This window comes from Thauera sp. AutoDN2, assembly GCF_051280715.1.
Lineage (GTDB): Bacteria > Pseudomonadota > Gammaproteobacteria > Burkholderiales > Rhodocyclaceae > Thauera.
Genome location: NZ_JBNCAR010000008.1, coordinates 55,213 through 69,549, shown reverse-complemented (window position 1 = coordinate 69,549; position 14,337 = coordinate 55,213). Strand labels below are relative to the sequence as shown.

Sequence of the window (14,337 nt, the reverse complement as noted above, 5' to 3'; positions counted from 1 at the left end):
ATTAACTGATGCAGATACGTGCAAGCTACTTGATTCTCTCTATGGTCACACTGCTCGGTGCGGGGTGCGCCTCGCAGGTGACCGCGCCGGTGCGCGACAGCAGTGGCCTGCCTTCCGCAACGGGGCCTGCCTCTTCGCCGGTGCCTGTGACCGGCTATCATGCGGTCCGCCAGGGTGACACCCTGCTCGGCATCGCCCGGCAGTACGGCGTGACCCTGCCCGACCTGGTCGCCTGGAACGGCGTTACCGATCCGAACCAGATCCAGGTTGGCCAGATGATCCGCGTCGCGCCCCCGGGAACTGCGACGGTCGCAATTGCTGCGCCGGGCGGCGCGGTGCAAACCACGCCCGTTCCTGTGCCCGGCGGTGAGTCGGCAGCGGTGCCGATCGTGCGCGAGCCTTTGGGAGGGCGCGCGCCGCTGACCGAGCCGATGGCCCCGGTGCCTGTGCCCACAGCGCCTGCAACGCCGCAGACGGCCGCACCCAGCGGGCAGTGGAAGTGGCCTGCGGGGGGCGTCGTAATCGCCGGATTCAACGAAGCCTCGAACAAGGGGCTGGACATCGGTGGGCAGGTCGGGGATCCGGTCTATGCAGCTGCGCCCGGCAAGGTCGTCTATGCAGGCAGCGGACTTCGCGGCTACGGAAAGCTGATTGTGATCAAGCATAATCAGGAGTACAACTCCGTTTACGCGCACAATGACAAATTGCTCGTGAAGGAAGACGACCAGGTCGAGCAGGGGCAGAAGATCGCAGAGCTTGGCAGTTCGGAAGCGGACCGTCCCAAGCTGCATTTCGAGATCCGCAAGCAAGGCAAGGCGGTCGACCCGTCGGGGTACTTGCCGGCACGATGACGGAGCAGGGGCATGGAAGAAGCGGGAAATCTCGATGAACTTGAGATACAGGAACCGGACCTTCCTCCTGAAGTCGAGGTTTTCGCCGCGCAGCCCCAGCCGGTCGTCGAGAATGATTTCTTCAGTGACGTCACCCAGCTCTACCTCAACGAGATCGGTGCAAACCCGCTGCTGACTGCAGAGGAAGAGCTTGCCATCGCCCGCCGTGTAAGTGCGGGCGACTTCGAGGCCCGGCAGACGATGATCGAGCGCAACCTGCGCCTGGTCGTCAATATCGCCAAGCACTACCTCAATCGCGGCATACCGCTTCTCGATCTGGTCGAGGAGGGTAATCTTGGCCTGATGCATGCGCTGGAGAAGTTCGACCCCGAGCGCGGCTTCCGTTTCTCCACCTATGCCACGTGGTGGATCCGCCAGAACATCGAGCGCGCGATCATGAACCAGTCGCGCACGATCCGGCTTCCGGTGCATGTGGTGAAGGAGCTCAACCAGGTACTGCGGGCACAGCGCAACCTCGAGGCCTGCGTGGGGAGCGATTCGACGCTCGAGACTGTCGCGAGGGAGCTCGGTCGTCCGGTCGAGGATGTGCGCAGGCTTCTCGCGCTGAGCGAACACACGGCCTCGCTCGATGCGCCACTGGATATCGACCCGAGCCTTTCCATCGGCGAGTCGCTCGCCGACGACCATCAGCTCCCGGCCGATACCCAGATCCAGAACGCGGAGCTCGGCAAGCTCGTGCGCGAATGGCTCGGCATGCTGAGCGAGAAGCAGCGCATGGTCATTCGTCACCGCTACGGGATCGACGAGTGCGAGTTGCTGACACTGGAGGAGCTCGCCTCGCGCCTGGAGCTCACGCGCGAGCGCGTGCGACAGATCCAGCTCGAGGCGCTTGGTCAGTTACGGCGCATCCTCAAGCGCCACGGCATCTCACGTGACGCGCTGCTGTAGGGTGCAGGGTGGCGCCGACGGTGTCGCCCAGTTGCCACGTTAGCGCTCAGCTGCGCTCCAGCGGGAACACGCGGAAGTAGAATTCCCTGCTCGCGTAGGCCATCACAGGCAGGGTCGCCAGCAGCAGCGGTAACACCATCACGCTGAGCATGATCACCCCGGCGAGCACAAGCGCCCAGCACATGACGACCCCGAAACGCCCGAACACCGCGCGTGCGCTTGCCACCACGCCCGAAACCAGTTGCGCCCGGCCATCGTAGATCAGCGGGATCGAGAATGCCGAAACCGTGAACAGGATGAACGCGAGCACCGCACCCATGATCGCACTCCAGGCAGCGTAATTGACCACCATGGCTTCGATGTTCAGCAGGCGCAGAAAACCGATCGGCTCGCTCCCCACCATGAAGCCGTACAGGATGCCTGCGTCGGTGATCCAGATCAGGAATAGCAGCCCGCACACGAAGGACACGACCCAGCCCCCCCGTGGCATGCGCCGAAAACCCTCCCAGATGTCGCTGAACACCGCGTGCCTGCCGTGGCGCAACTTGTCCGAAACCGCGAAGAAGCCGGCGAGCAGGATCGGTCCGACGAGCATGAAGCCGCCTGCGAGCGAGAGGCTCATCGGCGCGATCTCTCCGAACTCGAGAGCCGTGAACAGCGCAAGACCAATGGCGACGAAGAGCAGGGCGAAGCCCATGCTCAGCAAGGGAATGCTGCGGAACTGATCGAAGCCGAAGCGTAACGCGGCACCGATGTCGGAGAGCGAGATCGGGGCAGGGCGCAGGTCGGCGTCGCGCAGTTCGGAGGTGTGTTGGGGGCCGGACATGGCTGGGATCGTCCTTCAGCGGCGTTCGGCGCGTATGGCCTCGACCCGCTTGCGCAGGCGCAGTGCTTCCGCAAGCTCGAACACCGACATGGCGTAGAAACTGCTGCGATTGTAGCGTGTGATGACGTAAAAGTTGCGGTAGCCGAGCCAGTACTCCGTATCCTCGCCCGGCGTCGCGAGGTCGACCAGCGTGGCGACTGCGGCGGGCGCCTCGCCGCTCAGGGCGCGGATGCCTTGCCCGAGAAGGACGTCCGGTGCGAGCGCAGGTTCGATTCCGGCAGCCACCAGCGTGGCGGCATCGGCTGCGGCAGGTACCTCAGCGCGCTCGGCTACAGGGGCGCCCGCTTGCCAGCCGTGAACATGCAGGTAATGGGCGACGCTGCCGATCGCGTCGATCGCATCGGACTCGAAGTCGATGCGCCCGTTGGCGTCGAAGTCCACCGCATACGCCCGTATGCTGCTGGGCAAAAACTGTGGGAAACCGAGTGCGCCCGCGAAGGATCCGGTGTAGCTCGACGGGTCGCGACCCTGCTCGCGGGCGAGCAGGAAAAGCGCCTCGAGCTCGCGGCGGAAAAGCTCGGCGCGGGGCGGGTAGTCGAACGCGAGCGTTGCAAGTGCGGACAGGGTTTCGAAATTGCCGGTATTGCGGCCGTAGAGGGTCTCCACACCGATGATTGCCACGATCACTTCGGCTGGAACGCCATACGCCCGCTCGGCGCGTTCGAGTTCGACCGCATGTTCGTGCCAGAAGCGCATGCCACCGTCGATGCGCGTCGGGTCCAGAAAGCGGGCGCGATAGTTCTGCCAGGAGCGCGCGCCCTTGCGTGTGGGCGGGGTGATGAGTCGGATCACGGTCGCGTCGTGCCGCGCTTTCTGGAGGCTGCGCAGGAGCTCTGCCGGATCGAAGGCGTGACGCTCGGCCATGTCTGCGATGAAGGCGCGGGCATCGTCATGGTCTGCGTAGGAGGCATGGGCGGGTGTTGCAAGGACCGTGAGCGTCAGCCCCGCGCAGATCCTCGCTAGCACCCTGCAGAGTCGCCCGGACCAGGATGCGCGTGTGGCAGCAGAGCGCAGTGCGCAAGAGGCGGCGTGAGCGGGATGAGCGTTCATTGGATCTGTATTCCGTCGATACGTTTGTTCAGGGCCCGGATCTCCGCATCCGGACGGCGCCGCCCGTAGCGCAGTTCCGCATAGCTGCTGCAGATGGCCAGAAGCGCCGGGGCCTGATCTGGCAAGGCCTCGGCCAGCCGCCTGCCGTACGCCTCCGGGCCTTCCCAGGGGTGGCGAGCCAGATCAGCGCGCGCGAGTCGTGCGCTGAAGCGGTCCCAGGCGATGAGCAGAGGGTCCTTGGGCTGGTTCGACCGTTTCGCCCAGAGATAGAGCCCGATGAAGATGGCGAGGCCGGCGCCGGCAAGCAGGGCGATGAGGCTGGCTATACCGTTTCCCGCGAGCCCGAGCCGTTCCAGGAGCGCACGCTGGCGTTCCGGATTGTATCCAAGAACGCGCTGGTTCCACGCATTCGAGAGCGCCTCCCACTGATGGCGCAGGTCGCGCAGCCAGTGCATGTTGGCCCGCATCAGCAGGGGCAGGTCCGCGTCCTGGGCGAGGGCCTCCGCCAGTCCGTCCTCAATCCGCTCCGGGGCGGCGAGGGCCGTGGGGTCGACCCGTAGCCAGCCTCGGTCAGCGAGCCAGACCTCGGCCCAGGCATGTGCGTCGGACTGGCGTACGACCAGATAGCCGTCGATCGGGTTGAGCTCTCCCCCTTGGTAGCCGGTGACGACGCGGGCAGGAACGCCGGCGGCACGCATCATCACCACGAAGGCGGAGGCGAAGTGTTCGCAGAAGCCGCGCCGGGTGTCGAACAGGAATTCGTCGTTGGGGTGCTCTCCGAGAGGTGGCGGGCGTAGGGTGTAGCGGTACTGTTGCGCGCGCAGGTATGCGGTGACGCGATCGAGGATCTCTGCGTGCGATCGGGCACCGTCGGCCAATTCGCGTGCCAGCCTCGTTGTGCGCGGGTTGCTTGCGGGGGGGAGCTGGATTGCGGCAGCGAGGGTGTTGGCGTTCTCGTCAAGCCCGATCTTCGATTCCGGCCAAGCGCTCAGGTTGAAGCGACTGCGGGTCTGTATGGGCCGCAGCGCCAAGGCGTGATGGTCGCTCGCATGTCGGATCGCGGGGCTTGCCGGTCCCGGGTAGTCGAGTGCGAGCAGCCAGCGCCGGTTGTGCGCTTCGAGCGTGAGTTCGTAGTCGATGCGCGGTCCGGTCACCGTGTAGAAAGGGGTATCGGATTCACGGAATGGACGGGCACGCCAGGTACGTCCGTCGAAGTCCGTGAGTACCGGACCGCGCCAGTAGCGCTGCCCTTGCAGTGGAGCGTCCCCCTCGAACCGGGCGCGAAACGCAATTGCCGATGACAGCCCCAGTTCGCTGATCGAGCCTGGCGTCATGGTGTCCGAAAGCCCGGTGCGCGCACTGAACGCGTCGGCCGGCAGGCCCCACAGCGGCCCCTGAATGCGAGGAAAGAGCAGGAACAGCGCCAGCATGAACGGGATGCCCTGCATCAGCAGGGTGGCTGCCGTGCGCAGCTGGCTGCCGAAGCGCCCGGCCGGGTCGCTCAGTGCCACCAGGGCGCCGAGGGTGAGCAGTGTTCCGCATAGCGCCAGCGTCGCGATGGGAAGGGACTGGTCCTCGAGGAAGATCGAAAGCTGAAGAAAGAGGCAGAGCAGAACCGCGGAGCGGATATCGCGCACCGCTCGTGTTTCGAGCAGTTTGAGGCCGAGGAGCAGGGCGAGCAGGGCGACGCCTGGGTCTTTGCCGAAGAACTGTCCGAACTCGGTGCGCACGCCCACCGCTACGGCGAGGGTGATGCACAGCAGCAGCAGACGGTGAGGGGGGCGGCTGCCCCGCCACAACAGCAGGCCGCGCCAGGCCAGCAGCAGCATGCACAGCGCACTGATCCAGCCGGGCAGCCACATCGCGTGCGGGGCGGCGGTGAGTGCGGCTGCAGCCAGCAGCCAGGTGCCCTGGCGGCGGTCCAGTGCCGGCAGCTGGCGTCCGTCATCATTGCCGGCCTGTTTCCGGCCCTTGCGCCATGGCAGGCTGATCATGCACCACCTCCTTCATGGCCGAACGTGGCGAGTTGTTCGAGGCAACGGTCCCGATGCGCACGTCCCCGCTCGCATCCGGTACGCAAGCCGGGCAGCACGAGTGCGTAACGCCGTCCGTCCGCTTCAGCCTGCAGGATCCAGGCGCATAGGCGCGACAAGCGCTGCTCGACATCGAGCCCGGTGCCGGTGGCATCCCAGTCGAGCACGAGGTCGCGACCCGAGGCGGCTGCGTACTGCTTGGTGAGCATCGGCCCGCCGCGTGCGAGCACCTTCCAGGCAACGTGCCTTGGCGAGTCCGCGCTGCGGTGGGCACGCAGGCCGGCGAAATCGTCGTCACCTTCGGCAATGGAAGGGCGGCCGCCGTCGAGTGCTTCTCCGGATCCGGGAAGTTCCGGCGGATCGGGCTCGGGGGCGGGGAACACCAGGCAGCGGGCCTCGGGGACGAACACGCTCCAGGCCCGGATCAGACCGAGCGGCCAGTGAGTGTCGAGTACGGTGCGCCCGATCGCCAGCCAGCCCCGGTGCGTGGTCGGGCAGGGCAGGTCGACTCTGTCCTCGGTCTCCGCACCGAGCGCGAACTGCGTTGCCTGACCCCGAGCAAGCAGTCGTAGTGCGGGGCGTCGGCGGGGCCGCTCATTGGTCACCAGCAGGCGGAACACCGCTGTGTCGCCGCAGAACACCGGTTCGTTTCGGGCGGGGCGTATCGAGAGGCCGAACAGATTCCGGAACGCATGCAGGATGCTCGCTGCCGCTGCGCCGCCGAGCAGGAACACGAGTCCGTAGCCGAGGCTGAGGTTGTAGTTGATCGATGCGATGAGCATCACCAGCAGTGCTGCAGCGAACGCGAACCCGGCACGCGCCGGGAAGACGAAGATGCGCCGCTGCACAAGCCGGATCGGCGCAGGCTCCGGGCCGTCGATGCGGAACAGCCAGCGCTCGATCGCCTTGCGCAGACGGTGCCAGAGTGCAGCGGGATTCATCAGCGCAGGGTTACGGATTGCATCAGCCTGGCGAGGGCGGCGGGCGGAATGGGGCGGCCGTCGGCGGCGAGATGCAGACGGTGCGCGGCGACATGCGGGAACAGGGTCTGCACGTCCTCGGGCAGGACATGGTCGCGCCCATCCAGCAGCGCCCAGGCTCGTGCGGCGGCGAGCAGTCCGAGCCCGGCGCGGGGACTCAGTCCGGCAGCAAGTTCGGGGTTGCTTCGGGTGGCGCCGAGCAGGGCCTGGAGATAGTCGATCAGTGCGTCGGCGACGTGGACCTCCTGCGCTGCCATCTGAAGTTCGAGGATTTCCTCGGGTCGGGACACGGGCGCTTGGCGCTCGAGCAGGATGCGGCGGTCCTCGCCCTGCAGCAACGCACGCTCTGCCTTGCGGTCGGGGTAGCCGAGGTGCATGCGCAGCAGGAAACGGTCGAGCTGGCTCTCGGGAAGCGGGAAAGTGCCGATCTGGTGAGCGGGGTTCTGTGTCGCAATGACGAAGAAGGGTTCGGCGAGCGGGAATGTCTCGCCGTCGGCGGTCACCTGGCGCTCCTCCATTGCCTCCAGCAGTGCGCTCTGGGTCTTGGGGGTGGCGCGGTTGATCTCGTCGGCGAGGATCAGTTGGGCGAACACCGGGCCGGGGTGAAAGCGGAACGCGCTCGTTTCGCGATCGAAGATGGATACGCCGAGGATGTCCGCCGGCAGCAGGTCGCTGGTGAACTGGATGCGCTGGAACTGCAGCCCCATCAGGCGCGCGAGCACCTGGGCGAGGGTGGTCTTGCCGACGCCCGGGACGTCCTCGATCAGCAGGTGTCCGCGTGCGATCAGGCAGGTGAGGGCAAGGCGCAGTTCGCGCTGCTTGCCGAGAATGATCCTTCCTGCAGCTTCCAGGAGGCGGTTTGCATGATGAACGGGCATCTCGGGCGCACTGTGAAATTGGCTTGGAAGCGGTGATAATAGACCACAAAGGTTGCCGGGCCGGATGATGCACGTCACGCCGACCGGTTCGGAAAAGGTCGCAGGCACGCCCGCAAGAGGCGATGTCGACCATTTGCGAGGGGAGAGGGAGAAGTATGACCACGACGGCATTCATCACGCACCGCGATTGCTGGCTGCACGACATGGGATCGATGCACCCGGAGTGCCCAGACCGGCTTTCGGCGATCAATGATCGCCTCATCGCCTCCGGGCTGGACATGTACATCTCCTTCTATGACGCGCCCGAAGCGCAGCGCGAACACATCGAGCGCGTTCACCCGAAGGACTATGTCGACAACCTTTTCGACAACGTGCCCGAGCACGGTATCCGCCATCTGGACCCCGATACGGCGATGAGCCCCGGCACCATGAAGGCCGCGCTGCGTTCAGCGGGCGCGGGAGTTCATGCCACCGACCTCGTCATGAAGGGCGAGATCGAGAACGCTTTCTGCGCGGTGCGTCCTCCCGGTCACCATGCCGAGCGTTCGAAGGCGATGGGTTTCTGTTTCATGAACAACGTCGCCATCGCGGCGCGCCACGCCCTCGAGGCCCATGGGCTGGAACGCGTGGCGGTCGTCGATTTCGACGTTCACCATGGCAATGGAACCGAAGACATCTTCCGCGACGATCCGCGCGTGATGATGGCCGGCATCTTCCAGCACCCGTTCTATCCATACTGCGGAACGGACAACCCGCCGCCGCACATGTGCAACGTGCCCTTGCCCGCGGGCACACGGGGTGACGCCTTCCGGCAGGTCTTCGGAGACATCGTCATCCCGGCGCTACGCGCGCACAACCCGCAGATGATCTTCATCTCCGCGGGGTTCGATGCACATTACGAGGACGACATGGGCTCGCTTGGCCTGCTCGAGGCCGACTACGTCTGGGCCACCGAGCAGATCAAGGACGTGGCCGCCGACTGCAGCCACAAGCGCATCGTGTCGATCCTGGAGGGCGGCTACTCCCTGTCCTCGCTCGCGCGCTCGGTCGTGGCGCACGTCAAGGCGCTTGCAGACCTTTGAGGCGCCTCATCCGGCGAACTGTTTGCCTGCCTGTGCGGGCGCGAGAAATCGCGCCCGCACAGGCCTCACTACTGGCCGCGCGTACGCGATCGGTTAGAATCCGAACTTTACCCAACAGCCCGACGCCATGATTACCGGATCGCTTGTCGCCATCGTCACCCCCATGCAGGACGACGGCAGCCTGGATTTTCCCCGCTTGCGCAGCCTCATCGACTGGCACGTCGCCGAAGGGACGGACGGCATCGTCATCGTCGGCACCACCGGCGAGTCACCCACCGTCGATGTCGATGAGCACTGCGAGCTCATCCGCGTCGCCGTCGAGCATGTCGCCGGCCGCGTGCCGGTGATCGCCGGGACTGGCGCCAACTCCACTGCGGAGGCGGTCGAACTGGCCCGCTTCGCAAGTCAGGCCGGTGCCGACGCACACCTGTCGGTCGTGCCGTATTACAACAAGCCGACGCAGGAAGGCCTGTATCGTCACTACCGTACGATCGCAGAGGCGGTGGAGCTGCCGCTCATCCTCTACAACGTGCCTGGCCGCACCGTTGCCGATCTTGGCAACGACACCGTGCTGCGCCTGGCGGAGATCCCCAACATCGTTGGCTTGAAGGATGCTACGGGCAGCCTGGACCGCGCATGCGATCTGGTCGAGCGTGTTCCCGCGGGCTTCGGACTGTACAGTGGCGACGACATGAGCTCGGCGGCCTTCCTGATGCTCGGCGGGCATGGCGTGATCTCGGTGACGGCCAACGTCGCCCCGCGCGCAATGCATGCGCTGTGCGCCGCAGCGGCCGCCGGGGACATGCGTACCCTGCGTGAAACCAACGCCACGCTGACCGGTCTGCATCGGGACCTTTTCTGCGAGGCCAACCCGATCCCGGTCAAGTGGGCCGTGGCCCGCATGGGCCTGATCGGCGACGGCATCCGGTTGCCGCTCACCCAGCTCTCCGACGCGTACCACGAGCGCGTGCTCAAGGCCATGCGCAAGGCTGGCATCCAGGTCTGACCCGAAACTCTTCGCCCAGGTATTCCATGAACCGTTCCACGCGCACCTCCCTGTCACTGATCGCGTTGTCCCTGGCGCTCGGTGGTTGTTCCGGCTCACTGCTCGAGTCCAAGCGTATCGATTACAAGAGCGCCCGGAAGCTTGAGCGTCCGCTCGAGATCCCGCCCGACCTCACCGCGCCGCGCCGGGATGACCGCTTTGCCGTCCCCGACGTGGCGCCGCGCGGCGTTGCCACCTATTCGGCCTATGCAGCCGATCGCGCTGGTCAGCCTGCGGTGAGCAGCGGCGGTGGTGATGTCCTGGTCGCCTCCGAAACGATGCGCATCGAGCGCGCAGGCAGCCAGCGCTGGCTCGTTGTGAGCGGCACTCCAGACGATCTGTGGCCGCAGATCAAGGACTTCTGGCTGGAGCTTGGCTTCATCCTCAACGTCGACAGTCCCGAGATCGGAGTCATGGAGACGGACTGGGCGGAGGACCGCGCGAAGATCCCGCAGGATTTCGTCCGCTCAACGCTCGGCAAGGTGCTTGACGGCCTGTTCTCCACGCCCGAGCGCGACAAGTTCCGCACCCGCCTCGAGCAGGGCAAGGAGCCCGGAACGGTCGAGGTGTACATCAGCCACCGCGGCATGATGGAGATCTACCCGACCGAGGCCAAGGACAGCACGATTTGGCAACCCCGTCCGGCCGATCCCGAGCTTGAAGCCGAGATGCTGCGTCGGTTGATGGTCCGCCTCGGCGCAGAAGAGGCGCGTGCGGTCGCAGAGCTTTCTGCTCCGCAGACGGCCGAACGCGCGCAAATCGTGACTGCTCCGGATGGTCGTGCGGCGCTTTTGATTGAAGAGCCCTTCGATCGTGCCTGGCGTCGTGTCGGATTGGCGCTGGATCGGATCGGCTTCACGGTCGAGGACCGTGATCGCACCGAGGGTCTGTATTTCGTCCGCTATGTCGACCCCGAAGCTGACAACCGCAATCCGGAGAAGGGTTTCCTGTCTCGCCTCGCGTTCTGGCGCAGCGACGACAAGCCTGCAGTCGGGGGCAGTGAATACCGCCTGCAGGTTCAAGGGCAGGGCGATACCGCGCGCGTCAAGGTGCTCACGCGCGAGGGGGGTGAAGACGACTCCGAAACGGCGCGGCGCATGCTCCGCTTGTTGCACGAGCAGTTGCGCTGATCGGCAGGATCCAGACACAAAAAAGCCGGCATTCGCCGGCTTTTTGGTTCGCGCCGAAACTTTACTGCTGCTTTTCCGCAGACTCCTTGGCGGCGCCAACGGCGGCCTCGGCTGCAGCCTTGGCGGCTGCCGCGGCGTCGGCGGCTTCGTCCTTGAGCGCTTCCGCGCCTTCCTTCACGGCTTCGACGGCTGCGGCGGTCTCTTCCTTGACCGCATCCACCACGGCAGCGCCGTTTTCCTTGGCGGCCTCGACCGCGGCATCTGCCTTGGCCGCGGCGTCACTGGCGGCTTCGCGGCTGGCTTCGGCAGCCGCGGCGGCCTCTTCCTTCACCGCCTGTGTGCCGGCAGCGGCTGCATCCTTGGCGGCTTCGACGGCTTGCGCTGCAGACTCCTTGGCCTGTTCCTGTGCGCTCGGCGCTTGCGCGGCGGGCTTCTCTTCCTGCTTGCTGCACGCCGAAACGGCAATGGCGACGAGTGTGGCGACGAGGAGGGGGTGTTTCATGAGGATGTCCTTTCTTCTGTTTCGGGGTTTGCTCGGCATTCCGAGCGCGCCGCACGGCAATGGACACGCGACGCGACAGCGGAGCTTGCGAAAAGCATGTTAACACGCGCGCTGGGCGCCCCCCGCCCAGCAAGGCCTGCCTCGGGCATTCAGCGCATGGATGAATGGTAAGAAAGCGTTGCACCGGGCTTTAGCAGGGTTTGCAGCGATCTCTTCAGGGGCGGCAGCGCGCGCGTTAGAATCGCGCTCCTCCCTCCAAGTCCCAGCAAGATCATGCCTATCGCCACGACACAATCCCTGGATCACGAAGGCCGTGGCATCGCGCGGGTCGATGGCAAGGCGGTGTTCATCGAGGGCGCGCTGCCGGGCGAGCGCGTCGAGTACACGGTGCGTCGTGCGCGGCCGAACTACGAGCAGGGCGATACGGTCCGGGTGCTCAAGGCCAGCGCCCAGCGTGTCGCCCCCCGGTGTCCGCACTACGGAGTCTGCGGCGGATGTTCGATGCAGCATCTGGATGAGGATGCCCAGGCTGCGGTCAAGCAGCGCATTCTCGAAGACGCGCTGTGGCACCTCGGCAAGCTGCGCCCGGGCGTGATCCTGCCTGCCATCCACGGACCCGCCTGGGGCTATCGTTATCGCGCGCGCCTGGGCATTCGTGTCGTCCCCAGCAAGGGCGGGCTGCGCATCGGCTTCCACGAGCGTCGTTCGAGCTACATCGTGGATATGCGCGAGTGTCCGGTGCTGCCTGCACGTGTTTCGGCGATGCTGCCCCGGCTGCGCGACATGCTTGCCGGCCTGTCGATCGCCGACCGCCTGCCGCAGGTAGAGATTGCGATCGGCGATGGCGACGTGGCCGTGTTCGTGTTCCGTAACCTGCAGCCGTTCTCGCGCGCGGATGAGAAGCGCATCTCAGCCTTTGCCGATGCGGAGGATATCCAGGCCTGGTTTCAGCCGGGGGGGCCGGAAACGGCTACGCCGCTACATCCCCTGGAAGCGCCGGCGCTTGCTTACACGCTGCCGGAGTTCAACGTTCGCATGGACTTCCGGCCGACGGATTTCACCCAGGTGAATGTGCATGTGAACCGGCTCCTGATCCGGCGTTCGATGCAACTGCTTGATCCCCGGCCGGGGGAGCGCATCGGGGACCTGTTCTGCGGCCTGGGCAATTTCAGCCTGCCGATCGCACGGCGCGGGGCGTATGTCGTGGGGGTGGAGGGTAGTGATGCCCTGGTTGCGCGCGCACTCGAGAACGCGCGCTGCAATGGACTGGAATCCCTGGCCGAGTTTCATGCGGCCAACCTCTTCGAGGCGACCGAGGACAGTCTCGCGGCCTTGGGGGCGCTGGATAAGCTGCTGATCGATCCACCCCGTGAGGGTGCAATTGCCGTAGTGAAGGCGATCGGCGTTCAGGTGCCGGCACGCATCGTTTACGTTTCCTGCAACCCGGCAACTCTCGCGCGCGATGCCGCCGTACTGGTGCACGAAAAGGGCTATGCCCTGCGTGCAGCGGGGATCGCGAACATGTTTCCGCAGACTTCGCACGTCGAGTCGGTGGCTCTGTTCGAGCGGATCTGAATGCAGACCCGAGCCGCTCCGGGCGTGGGCATCGCGGTTGCTGGTGCTATAATGCGCGCCCTTGCGGAGGCGTGGCAGAGCGGTTGAATGCAACGGTCTTGAAAACCGTCAGGGGTTTGCGCCCCTCGTGAGTTCGAATCTCACCGCCTCCGCCATCCTCGCGCCCGACCCGCCGCTCGGCGGCATTCTCCTCGAGAGGGGCCAGTCTCCGTGTCGCGCCTCATCCTGCTCAACAAGCCTTTCGGGGTGCTGTGCCAGTTCACCGATGGGGATGGCCGCCCGACGCTTGCGGACTGGGTCGATGTGCCCGGCGTCTATGCTGCGGGGCGCCTGGACACAGACAGTGAAGGGTTGTTGCTGCTCACCGACGATGGTGCGCTCCAGCATCGCATCACCGACCCGCGTCATAAACTGCCGAAGACCTACCTTGTTCAGGTGGAAGGCGAGCCCGACGACGCTGCCTTGTCCGGCTTGCGCGCGGGAGTTGACCTCGGCGACTTTCACACGCGGCCCTGCGAGGCGCGACGTGTGCCCGAGCCGCAGTGGCTGTGGCAGCGAATCCCTGCGGTACGTTTTCGCAAGACGGTGCCGACGGCCTGGCTCGAGATCGTGCTGCGCGAGGGAAAGAACAGGCAGGTGCGCAGGATGACGGCGCGTGTCGGTCATCCGACCTTGCGCCTGATCCGCGTCGCGATCGGACCCTGGCGTCTGGACGGGCTGCAGCCCGGACAGTGGCGCGAGGTTCAAGCCGTCCTGCCGGATTCGCAGTCAGGGCGCGAGCGCCGAAGCGGATCCGGTGTCCCGGCGGGTTCGGGTGGCGCTCGTCAGCCGGGCAGGGGGGCAGGTAAGATGCGCGCCAGCACGAAAACCACAAGGGACCCCCGATGAAGATCTCTCCGAACACGCAGGTCACGCTTTGCGGAGTTGCCGCTGGCCTCCTCCTCGCCATGTCTGCTCATGCGCAGGATGCGCTACCGATTGCAGAGCTTGGCGCGGGCATGGCGCGTATCGAGGCGGAGGTGGCGCATACCGCCGAAGCACGCATCACCGGGCTGATGAACCGGGTCGCCATGCCGCTGCATCGCGGTATGGTCTTCGTGTTCCCCGAGGAGCGGGCGCATTGCATGTGGATGAAGAACACCCTGATTCCGCTCTCGGTCGCCTTCCTCGACGCCGAGGGCCGCGTGCTCAACATCGCGGACATGCAGCCGCAGACCACCGACAATCACTGTGCGGCGGGGCCGGCCCGGTTTGCGCTGGAGATGAATCTGGGCTGGTTCGCCGAGCGTGGCGTGCGGCCCGGCGACCGCCTGCGCGGTATCGACAAGTTGCCTGCGCCGCAGTAACCCGGCCACAAGGCGCGAATAGCGCCGCTTT

At 65.8% G+C, this 14,337-nt stretch carries 14 protein-coding genes and 1 tRNA gene; 9 read left to right on the top strand and 6 right to left on the bottom strand.

Annotated elements, in window-relative coordinates; translation table 11 throughout:
* Positions 1-8 precede the first annotated feature (8 nt).
* Complete coding sequence (locus ACPT9U_RS06960; protein WP_435750341.1) at positions 9-851, top strand: peptidoglycan DD-metalloendopeptidase family protein; 843 nt, start codon at positions 9-11, stop codon at positions 849-851.
* A gap of 12 nt (positions 852-863) precedes the next feature.
* Positions 864-1,799: an RNA polymerase sigma factor RpoS gene (gene rpoS / locus ACPT9U_RS06955; protein ID WP_418363003.1), complete on the top strand. Its 936-nt coding sequence runs from the start codon at positions 864-866 to the stop codon at positions 1,797-1,799.
* A 46-nt stretch (positions 1,800-1,845) separates the two neighbouring features.
* Here rpoS and ACPT9U_RS06950 read toward each other — a convergent pair whose 3' ends face one another.
* The 5 genes from ACPT9U_RS06950 to ACPT9U_RS06930 form a co-directional block, all read right to left on the bottom strand.
* A complete protein-coding gene (locus tag ACPT9U_RS06950; protein ID WP_435750340.1) occupies positions 1,846-2,625 on the bottom strand; it encodes a DUF2189 domain-containing protein in 780 nt (259 codons plus the stop codon).
* Between the two features lie 15 nt (positions 2,626-2,640).
* Positions 2,641-3,651, bottom strand: coding sequence for a lytic murein transglycosylase B (mltB, locus tag ACPT9U_RS06945; protein ID WP_435750339.1), 1,011 nt, complete (start codon positions 3,649-3,651; stop codon positions 2,641-2,643).
* An 80-nt stretch (positions 3,652-3,731) separates the two neighbouring features.
* Positions 3,732-5,729: a transglutaminase TgpA family protein gene (locus tag ACPT9U_RS06940; RefSeq protein ID WP_435750338.1), complete on the bottom strand. Its 1,998-nt coding sequence runs from the start codon at positions 5,727-5,729 to the stop codon at positions 3,732-3,734.
* Positions 5,726-6,709: a DUF58 domain-containing protein gene (locus ACPT9U_RS06935; protein ID WP_435750337.1), complete on the bottom strand. Its 984-nt coding sequence runs from the start codon at positions 6,707-6,709 to the stop codon at positions 5,726-5,728. The genes ACPT9U_RS06940 and ACPT9U_RS06935 overlap by 4 nt, the downstream gene beginning before the upstream one ends.
* On the bottom strand, positions 6,709-7,626 hold the full coding sequence (locus ACPT9U_RS06930; protein WP_435750336.1) for an AAA family ATPase: 918 nt from the start codon (positions 7,624-7,626) through the stop codon (positions 6,709-6,711). The genes ACPT9U_RS06935 and ACPT9U_RS06930 overlap by 1 nt, the downstream gene beginning before the upstream one ends.
* A 155-nt stretch (positions 7,627-7,781) precedes the next feature.
* On the opposite strand from ACPT9U_RS06930, the gene ACPT9U_RS06925 reads away from it, so the two are divergent.
* The 3 genes from ACPT9U_RS06925 to bamC all read left to right on the top strand — a co-directional run bounded on the left by ACPT9U_RS06925 (position 7,782) and on the right by bamC (position 10,883).
* Entirely contained in the window at positions 7,782-8,708 is a 927-nt protein-coding gene (locus tag ACPT9U_RS06925; RefSeq protein ID WP_418362997.1) for a histone deacetylase family protein, read from the top strand.
* A 127-nt stretch (positions 8,709-8,835) separates the two neighbouring features.
* Positions 8,836-9,714, top strand: coding sequence for a 4-hydroxy-tetrahydrodipicolinate synthase (gene dapA, locus ACPT9U_RS06920; RefSeq protein WP_435750335.1), 879 nt, complete (start codon positions 8,836-8,838; stop codon positions 9,712-9,714).
* Positions 9,715-9,740: 26 nt separating this feature from the next.
* Positions 9,741-10,883 (top strand): outer membrane protein assembly factor BamC, encoded by a 1,143-nt coding sequence (gene bamC, locus ACPT9U_RS06915; RefSeq protein WP_435750333.1) that lies wholly within the window; start codon positions 9,741-9,743, stop codon positions 10,881-10,883.
* 61 nt (positions 10,884-10,944) lie between these two features.
* Here the strand turns inward: bamC and ACPT9U_RS06910 are convergent, their stop codons facing one another.
* Positions 10,945-11,385 (bottom strand): hypothetical protein, encoded by a 441-nt coding sequence (locus ACPT9U_RS06910; RefSeq protein ID WP_435750332.1) that lies wholly within the window; start codon positions 11,383-11,385, stop codon positions 10,945-10,947.
* A 273-nt stretch (positions 11,386-11,658) separates the two neighbouring features.
* On the opposite strand from ACPT9U_RS06910, the gene rlmD reads away from it, so the two are divergent.
* From rlmD to ACPT9U_RS06890, 4 genes are all read left to right on the top strand, one after another.
* Positions 11,659-12,960: a 23S rRNA (uracil(1939)-C(5))-methyltransferase RlmD gene (gene rlmD / locus ACPT9U_RS06905; protein WP_435750331.1), complete on the top strand. Its 1,302-nt coding sequence runs from the start codon at positions 11,659-11,661 to the stop codon at positions 12,958-12,960.
* Between the two features lie 65 nt (positions 12,961-13,025).
* Positions 13,026-13,115: transfer RNA gene (locus tag ACPT9U_RS06900), tRNA-Ser, on the top strand.
* Between the two features lie 55 nt (positions 13,116-13,170).
* A complete protein-coding gene (locus ACPT9U_RS06895) occupies positions 13,171-13,848 on the top strand; it encodes a pseudouridine synthase (RefSeq protein ID WP_435750330.1) in 678 nt (225 codons plus the stop codon).
* 59 nt (positions 13,849-13,907) lie between these two features.
* A complete protein-coding gene (locus ACPT9U_RS06890; RefSeq protein ID WP_435750370.1) occupies positions 13,908-14,306 on the top strand; it encodes a DUF192 domain-containing protein in 399 nt (132 codons plus the stop codon).
* The last annotated feature ends 31 nt before the right edge of the window (positions 14,307-14,337 follow it).

What these genes read in the sequence shown, in the direction of transcription:
- ACPT9U_RS06960 (WP_435750341.1), top strand. Translation starts at nt 9, where the DNA reads ATGCAGATACGTGCAAGCTACTTGATTCTCTCTATGGTCACACTGCTC.
- rpoS (WP_418363003.1), top strand. Translation starts at nt 864, where the DNA reads ATGGAAGAAGCGGGAAATCTCGATGAACTTGAGATACAGGAACCGGAC.
- ACPT9U_RS06950 (WP_435750340.1), bottom strand. Translation starts at nt 2,625, where the DNA reads ATGTCCGGCCCCCAACACACCTCCGAACTGCGCGACGCCGACCTGCGC.
- ACPT9U_RS06940 (WP_435750338.1), bottom strand. Translation starts at nt 5,729, where the DNA reads ATGATCAGCCTGCCATGGCGCAAGGGCCGGAAACAGGCCGGCAATGAT.
- ACPT9U_RS06935 (WP_435750337.1), bottom strand. Translation starts at nt 6,709, where the DNA reads ATGAATCCCGCTGCACTCTGGCACCGTCTGCGCAAGGCGATCGAGCGC.
- ACPT9U_RS06930 (WP_435750336.1), bottom strand. Translation starts at nt 7,626, where the DNA reads ATGCCCGTTCATCATGCAAACCGCCTCCTGGAAGCTGCAGGAAGGATC.
- ACPT9U_RS06925 (WP_418362997.1), top strand. Translation starts at nt 7,782, where the DNA reads ATGACCACGACGGCATTCATCACGCACCGCGATTGCTGGCTGCACGAC.
- dapA (WP_435750335.1), top strand. Translation starts at nt 8,836, where the DNA reads ATGATTACCGGATCGCTTGTCGCCATCGTCACCCCCATGCAGGACGAC.
- bamC (WP_435750333.1), top strand. Translation starts at nt 9,741, where the DNA reads ATGAACCGTTCCACGCGCACCTCCCTGTCACTGATCGCGTTGTCCCTG.
- ACPT9U_RS06910 (WP_435750332.1), bottom strand. Translation starts at nt 11,385, where the DNA reads ATGAAACACCCCCTCCTCGTCGCCACACTCGTCGCCATTGCCGTTTCG.
- rlmD (WP_435750331.1), top strand. Translation starts at nt 11,659, where the DNA reads ATGCCTATCGCCACGACACAATCCCTGGATCACGAAGGCCGTGGCATC.
- ACPT9U_RS06890 (WP_435750370.1), top strand. Translation starts at nt 13,908, where the DNA reads ATGTCTGCTCATGCGCAGGATGCGCTACCGATTGCAGAGCTTGGCGCG.